The sequence below is a fragment of the Corynebacterium sp. HMSC075F02 genome, assembly GCF_001838335.1.
Taxonomy (GTDB): domain Bacteria; phylum Actinomycetota; class Actinomycetes; order Mycobacteriales; family Mycobacteriaceae; genus Corynebacterium; species Corynebacterium jeikeium_D.
In genome coordinates this window covers 1-318 of record NZ_KV836328.1, presented here as the reverse complement: position 1 = coordinate 318, position 318 = coordinate 1, and the positions used below count along the sequence as shown (strand labels likewise).

1 rRNA gene is annotated in these 318 nt (G+C 58.5%); it reads right to left on the bottom strand.

The window, feature by feature from the left end:
• A 23S ribosomal RNA gene (locus HMPREF2920_RS09875) occupies positions 1–318 on the bottom strand; the annotation flags it as partial.

Genomic DNA, 318 nt, shown 5'->3' with positions numbered 1-318 from the left:
GGCGCGTGTTCAGGTGGGTTAGTATCCCTGATTCACCATGGGCGCGGACACACGGGTACGGGAATATCAACCCGTTATCCATCGACTACGCCTGTCGGCCTCGCCTTAGGTCCCGACTCACCCTGGGAGGATTAACCTGGCCCAGGAACCCTTAGTCATTCGGCGGAGGAGTTTTCCACTCCTCATTCGCTACTCATGCCTGCATTCTCACTCGCGCACACTCCACACTAGGGTTACCCCAGCGCTTCACAGCAGTCACGCGACGCTCCCCTACCCAACCACCAAAAAGGTGATTGCCGCGGCTTCGGCGGTGTACTT